The sequence below is a fragment of the Novosphingobium sp. genome (assembly GCF_032093395.1).
Lineage (GTDB): Bacteria > Pseudomonadota > Alphaproteobacteria > Sphingomonadales > Sphingomonadaceae > Novosphingobium.
Genome location: NZ_DAMDBA010000066.1, coordinates 21,294 through 28,149 on the forward strand (window position 1 = coordinate 21,294; position 6,856 = coordinate 28,149).

The following is a 6,856-nucleotide window of genomic DNA, read 5'->3' on the forward strand; positions in this document are numbered from 1 at the left end:
TTGTGGTGACCGACCCGGTCCTCTCGGAAGGTCTCGCCCGCATCGCCGAGGAGATCGACGGCGCCTTCGATGCGCTGCTTCCGGTTCCCGACGATGCACGTGCCCGCCTGCTGGAGGCCATGCGCTATGCCGCGATCGGCGGCGGCAAGCGGCTGCGCCCGCTGCTGCTGGCTTCGGTGGCGGAAATGTACGGCGTCGTTCGAGAGGCCGCGATCCGTGCGTCGATCGCCATCGAATCGATCCACGTATATTCCCTGATTCACGACGATCTGCCCTGCATGGACAATGACGCCCTGCGCCATGGCAAACCGACGCTTCACCTCGCTTTCGACGAGGCGACGGCGGTTCTGGCGGGCGATTCGCTCCATGCCTTCGCTTTCGAAGTGCTGGCGGATCCGGCGACCAGTGCCGATCCCTTCACGCGCATCGAACTGGTTCAGGCGCTCGGCCATGCCAGCGGCGCGCAAGGCATGGCGGGCGGCCAGATGATGGACCTCGTGGCTGAAACCAGCGAGTTCGACCTCCAGACCGTCACCCGGCTTCAGCAGCTCAAGACCGGCGCTCTGCTGGGCGCCGCGGTTGAGATGGGTGCGATCCTGGGCCGAGTGCCGCCCGAGGGGCGCACGCATCTGCGCGGCTATGCCCGCGATATCGGCCTGGCCTTCCAGATCGCCGACGACCTCATCGATCATGAAGGCGACGCCTCGGTGGCAGGCAAGGCCGTGGGCAAGGACGCTCAGGCAGGCAAGGAGACCTTCGTCTCGCTGCTCGGCCCCGACCGTGCCCGCGACCAGGCTCGGATGCTGGTGGAGCAGGCCATCGGCCATCTCGCGCAGCATGGCAAGGAAGCCGACCTGCTGCGGGCCGTGGCGCGCTATATCGTCGAGCGGGATCATTGATCAGAGCCTGGCTGCTGATGGCGACGTTACCGCTGGCCGGATTTCAAAGAACGTCCTGACGCGAATTCCTGATCGCCCGACAGGGCACGGAGCGAGAAGACATGACTGAACGCATCGGGGTCTATCCCGGCACTTTCGATCCGATCACGCTGGGCCATGCCGATATAATCCGGCGCGGCGCCAAGCTGGTCGATCGCCTGATCATCGGGGTGACGACGAACCCGTCGAAGAACCCGCTGTTCACGCCGGAAGAGCGCATGGCGATGGTGGAGCGTGAAGTGGCGGCGATGGGGATCGAGAACGTCACCGTCGTCGGTTTCAACGCGCTGCTGATGAAGTTCGCGCAGAAGCAGGGCGCCAGCGTCATCGTGCGTGGGCTTCGTGCGGTGGCCGACTTCGAGTACGAGTACCAGATGGCCGGCATGAACCAGCAGCTCAACCCGAATATCGAAACGGTGTTCCTGATGGCGGATGTCAGTCTTCAGCCGATCGCCTCCAAGCTGGTGAAGGAAATCGCGCTGTTCGGCGGAGACATTTCCCGGTTCGTCAGTCCCGCCGTGCGCGAGGACGTGATGGGCCGCATCGCCGAAACCGGGCTCCTGGGCGACTACTGAGAGCGCCCCGGATACCCTTGCGACAAATTCATTCATTGTCACGTCAGCAGCGGGGCACTATCGCCCCTGGCCTGAACGGCTTCCTTCCTGTGAGTATTCGATGACGTTTCGCCTGACCCTTACCGCGACGATGATCGGCCTGGCGCTGGCGGCTACGCCTGCTCTGGCCAAGAAGAAGGAAGATCCGGCCCCGACTCCCCCAGTTGCGGCGCTGCCGACGTTCGTCGATCCCGACGTGACGCACCAGCCCGAGAACGTGCTCCTGCTCGATCTTTCGGACGGCGGCCGCGTGGCCATCCGCCTGATGCCGGAATGGGCACCTCATCATATCGAGCGGATCAAGACGCTGGCCTCGCAGGGCTTCTACAACGGCCAGATTTTCCACCGCGTGATCGACGGCTTCATGGCGCAGACCGGCGACCCCACGGGCACCGGGCAGGGCGGCTCGCAGCTTCCCGACCTCACCGCCGAATTCAACGCGATGCCGCACGTTCGCGGCACCGTGTCGATGGCTCGTACCAACGAGCCGAACAGCGCCAACAGTCAGTTCTTCATCGTGTTCTACCCGCGCTTCTCGCTCGACCGGAAGTACACCAACTTCGGCCGCGTGATCTCGGGCATGCAGTACGTCGATGCGATCCAGCGCGGCGAGCCGCCGCAGAACCCGACCAGGATCGTCCAGGCCTCGCTCGCTTCCGAAAACAAGGCGCCGCCCCCCCCGCCTGCGGTTGCTCCAGCGCCGAAGACGATCACGGCGGACCAGCTCAGCAATTCGAAGTCTAACTGATCCTCGCAAAAAGGGATGACGTGCAGGGAAGCCCTCTCTAGAGGGCGCCCCATGCGCGTTGACCTTTTCGACTTCGACCTCCCGCCCGAGAACATTGCCCTTCGCCCTGCGCGTCCGCGCGATTCGGCGCGAATGCTGGTGGTCCATGGGCGGCACGAAGGGCCGATGGCCGAGTGCGTCGTGCGCGATCTTCCCGGCGAACTGCGTGTCGGGGACGTTCTCGTCTTCAACGATACCCGCGTCATTCCCGCCCAACTCGAAGGACGACGCGGCGAGGCCAGGATCGGCGCGACCCTCCACAAGCGCATCGATCTCCGCCGCTGGCAGGCCTTCGTCCGTAATGCAAAACGCCTTAAGGCGGGCGATCGCATCGAATTCCCCGCAGGGGTCACTGCGCTTGCCGAAGAGCGGCACGAGGACGGCAGCTGGACCCTGTTGTTCGAGGGTGACGAGCCCGTCGAAGTCCTGCTGGAGCGGGCAGGGCGCATGCCGCTGCCGCCCTACATCGCCGGCAAGCGCGACACCGACGAACAGGACGCCAGCGACTACCAGACGATGTTCGCGCGTGAGAAGGGCGCCGTCGCAGCGCCTACCGCGGCGCTGCACTTCACGCCGGAACTGATCGCGCGGCTGGACGCGGCGGGCGTGAAGCGAGAGACGCTGACGCTGCATGTCGGCGCGGGCACCTTCCTGCCGGTCAAGGCGGACGAGACGCAGGACCACAAGATGCATGCCGAATGGGGCCGCATCGATGCCGAAACTGCGGAGCGCCTTAACGCGGCACGCGCGGCGGGTGGGCGCATCATCGCGGTAGGCACCACCAGCCTGCGGCTGCTGGAAAGCGCCACCGCAGAGGACGACGTGATTCGCCCCTTCGAAGGCGATACCTCGATCTTCATCACCCCCGGCTACCGCTTCAAGGCGATCGACGGGCTGATGACCAACTTCCATCTCCCCAAATCCACGCTGTTCATGCTGGTTTCGGCGCTGATGGGACTGGAGCGGATGCAGGAAGTCTATGCCCATGCCGTCGCGGAGGGCTACCGCTTCTATTCCTACGGAGATTCCAGCCTTCTTTTGCCCTGAGGGGACTTGGAACTGTCACCGGTTTCGCGCATCACGCGGTGCATGGAACCCATTCTTGAAATCAGTGGTCTGACCAAGACTTACGCCGGCGGCTTCACCGCGCTCCAGGGCGTGGACCTCACCATCAACAAGGGCGAGATATTCGCGCTGCTCGGGCCGAACGGAGCGGGCAAGACAACGTTGATCGGCGCCGTCTGCGGGCAGGTTCGGCCAACGAGCGGAACCATCCGGACCTTCGGCGAGGATATGAGCCGCAAATGGCGTTCCCTGCGCGCGCGCATCGGTCTCGTCCCGCAGGAACTGGCGACCGACATGTTCGAGACGGTGCTCCACACGGTGAACTATTCGCGCGGCCTGTTCGGGCTGGCGCCCGATCCCGCCCGGATCGAGGAAATCCTGCGCGCGTTGAGCCTGTGGGACAAGCGCAAGGCACAGATCCGCGCACTGTCGGGCGGCATGAAACGCCGCGTGCTGATCGCCAAGGCACTCGCCCATGAGCCGGACCTGCTGTTCCTCGACGAGCCGACCGCCGGTGTCGACGTAGAGCTTCGCCGCGACATGTGGGCGCAGATCGCGAAGCTTCGCGATGGCGGAACGACGATCATCCTCACCACGCACTACATCGAGGAAGCCGAGGAGATGGCCGATCGCGTCGGCATCATCCAGGGCGGCCGCATCCGCATGGTCGAGGAAACACGCTCGCTGATGAAGCGGCTGGGGCGCACAGAGGCGCACATCACCCTTGCCACGCCGCTTGCGGTGGTGCCGGAAGCGCTGGCCGACTACCACCTCACGCTCGCCAACGACGGCCAGGAACTCCTCTATCGCGGTGGAGACGGCTCTGGCGGTGGCAAAGCCAAGGTCGCGCAACTCACCAAGGATCTTGTCGCGCAGGGCATCGACTACACCGCCATCGACATTCGTGAATCTAGCCTCGAAGACATCTTCGTCGACCTTCTGGAAGGAGCGGCGGCATGATCGCCTTCAACGCGCGCAGCGCCTGGACCATCTACAAGCGCGAGGTCATGCGCGCCTTGCGTACCGCCATGCAATCGATCCTGGCGCCGGTCCTGACGACGACGCTCTATTTCATCGTGTTCGGCGCCGCGATCGGAAGCAAGATGGATTCGGGCATGGCCGGGGTGAACTATGGCGCCTTCATCGTGCCGGGCCTGCTGCTGTTGACCCTGCTCAGCGAAAGCACCTCGAACGGCAGTTTCGGCATCTATATGCCGCGCTTCACCGGCGCGATCTACGAACTGCTGTCCGCACCCGTGGGCGTGGCAGAGACGCTGGCAGGATTCGTGGGAGCGGCGGCCACCAAGTCTCTGATTCTGGCAGCTATAATTCTCCTTACCGCGACGTTCTTCGTCGATTACACGATCGCCCATCCTTTCTACGCGCTGGGGTTCATCCTGCTGGTCTCGGCCAGCTTCTCGCTTTTCGGCTTCATTCTGGGCATTTGGGCGGACAGTTTCGAAAAGCTGGGCGTCGTTCCAGTGCTGTTCATGGTGCCGCTCACATTCCTCGGCGGTACGTTCTATTCGATAGACCTTCTGCCCGAGCCCTGGCGTTCGGTCGCCATGGCGAACCCGGTGGTCTATCTCGTGAACGGTCTTCGCTGGTGCTTCTACGGCAGTTCCGATTTCTCGATCGGCCTGTCGCTGGGCATGACGCTGGGCTTCCTCGTGCTCTGCGTGGCGGTCATCGCCTGGATCTTCCGCACGGGCTGGCGCCTGCGCGCCTGAGTCGGTAATATCGTGACATGACAATGCGTTTGGCTGTTTCAATCGGTGTGCCTGTTCTTCTGACTACCGTTCCGGCCCAGGCCCAGGCGCCCTTTTCGTTACAGTTCCAGCCCTACGATTTCGACGCCTTCCGGGAAATCGAAGTGCTGCCGGTGGATCCCGTGGAGGAACTGCCGCTGCGGCTCGACCTGCCCGATTACGTCGCGCCTCCACCCTATATAGCGGTGGAGGCGCCTCATCTGCCCGACGATGTGAAGTCGATGATCGAGGCTGCCTCCAAGACGAAGGATTCCGCCGTCGTTTCCGCCGTCGTCAAGGCCGCGCTTTCCACGCAGCCTTACGACAAGGAAGAGATTCGCTCGATGCACCAGGCGTTTCTGGATGCAAACGCGCGGGAGATCGCGGAAAAGGCCAACGCGGAGAGAGAGCGCATTCGTCGCGCCGCCTTGCTTGAGCTTTGGACCGGCAAAGTGGAACTGGGCGCTTTCCGGGCGACGGGGAATACCAGCAACTTCGGCTACACCGGCGCGGTGAAGCTGGACCGCAAGGGGTTGAACTGGCAGCACACGGTGCAGCTCAATGCCGATTATCAGAAGGATCGCGGCAACGTCTCGCGCGAGCAGTACGGGGCGAGCTATCAGCCGAGGTATACGCTGAACGACGGGCTCTTCACTTACGGGCGCGTGCAGTACGAAAAGGATCGGATCCAGGGCTATCTCGATCGTTATTCGCTCTCCGGCGGACTGGGTTATCGCATCCTGAAGCGCGAAAACGTGTCCCTGCTGATGGAGGTGGGTCCTGCGCTTCGTCGCACCCGCTACGTCGAGGTACCCCAGGAAACGAGCTGGTCGGCGCTCACCTCGATCGATTTTGACTGGCAAATCCTGCCGACGATGAAGCTTACCCAGGACGCATCGTCCTACATCGAAACGGGGAACAGTACCTTCACATCGGCCACGGGTTTTGAAGTGGGCATGGCCAGGGGTTTGAAGACGCGGTTGTCCTACTCCATAGAACACGAAACCTCGCCGCCGGACGGTTCGCTGAAGACCGACACGATCTCGCGCTTCTCACTGGTCTACGGCTTCTGAAGCCTGTAACGGGCGGGGCATGAACCCCCGTTTCGAATTCGCCATCCACGCCACCGACGGCAAGGCCCGTACCGGCGTCATCAAGATGCGCCGCGGCGAAATCCGCACGCCTGCCTTCATGCCGGTCGGCACCGCCGCCACCGTGAAGGCGATGAAGCCGCAGGACGTGCGCGCCACCGGCGCCGACATCATCCTGGGCAATACCTATCACCTCATGCTGCGTCCCGGCGCCGAGCGCGTCGCGCGGCTGGGCGGGTTGCACAAGTTCATGAACTGGGATCGCCCGATCCTGACGGACAGCGGCGGCTATCAGGTCATGAGCCTGTCGGACTTGCGCAAGATCACCGAGAACGGGGTGACTTTCGCCAGCCACCTCGACGGTTCGCGCCACCTGCTGACGCCCGAGCGCTCGATGGAGATCCAGCGGCTGCTCGGTTCCGACATCGTCATGTGCTTCGACGAATGCCCGAAGATCGACCAGCCCCGCGACGTGATCGCCCGTTCGATGGAAATGTCGATGCGCTGGGCCAAACGCAGCCGCGACGGTTTCGACAGTGGCGGCGAACACGCGGCGAATTCAGCGCTGTTCGGCATCCAGCAAGGCGTGCTCGACGAAGGTCTGCGCAAGTCT

8 protein-coding genes are annotated in these 6,856 nt (G+C 63.6%); all 8 read left to right on the forward strand.

Annotated elements, in window-relative coordinates:
- The first annotated feature begins 5 nt into the window (after positions 1-5).
- On the forward strand, positions 6-899 hold the full coding sequence (locus tag RT424_RS18460; RefSeq protein ID WP_313441190.1) for a farnesyl diphosphate synthase: 894 nt from the start codon (positions 6-8) through the stop codon (positions 897-899).
- A gap of 101 nt (positions 900-1,000) precedes the next feature.
- A complete protein-coding gene (gene coaD / locus RT424_RS18465) occupies positions 1,001-1,513 on the forward strand; it encodes a pantetheine-phosphate adenylyltransferase (protein ID WP_313441192.1) in 513 nt (170 codons plus the stop codon).
- Between the two features lie 100 nt (positions 1,514-1,613).
- The gene (locus RT424_RS18470; RefSeq protein WP_313441194.1) at positions 1,614-2,300 is read left to right on the forward strand and encodes a peptidylprolyl isomerase; all 687 of its coding nucleotides are present in this window, start codon (positions 1,614-1,616) and stop codon (positions 2,298-2,300) included.
- A gap of 51 nt (positions 2,301-2,351) precedes the next feature.
- Positions 2,352-3,386: a tRNA preQ1(34) S-adenosylmethionine ribosyltransferase-isomerase QueA gene (queA, locus tag RT424_RS18475; RefSeq protein ID WP_313441195.1), complete on the forward strand. Its 1,035-nt coding sequence runs from the start codon at positions 2,352-2,354 to the stop codon at positions 3,384-3,386.
- A gap of 42 nt (positions 3,387-3,428) precedes the next feature.
- Positions 3,429-4,364 (forward strand): ABC transporter ATP-binding protein, encoded by a 936-nt coding sequence (locus tag RT424_RS18480; RefSeq protein ID WP_313441197.1) that lies wholly within the window; start codon positions 3,429-3,431, stop codon positions 4,362-4,364.
- Positions 4,361-5,134: an ABC transporter permease gene (locus RT424_RS18485; protein ID WP_313441200.1), complete on the forward strand. Its 774-nt coding sequence runs from the start codon at positions 4,361-4,363 to the stop codon at positions 5,132-5,134. The genes RT424_RS18480 and RT424_RS18485 overlap by 4 nt, the downstream gene beginning before the upstream one ends.
- A gap of 47 nt (positions 5,135-5,181) precedes the next feature.
- Complete coding sequence (locus RT424_RS18490) at positions 5,182-6,225, forward strand: DUF481 domain-containing protein (RefSeq protein WP_313441202.1); 1,044 nt, start codon at positions 5,182-5,184, stop codon at positions 6,223-6,225.
- A gap of 19 nt (positions 6,226-6,244) precedes the next feature.
- A partial coding sequence (locus RT424_RS18495; RefSeq protein ID WP_313441204.1) for a tRNA guanosine(34) transglycosylase Tgt occupies positions 6,245-6,856 on the forward strand: 612 nt, incomplete at its 3' end.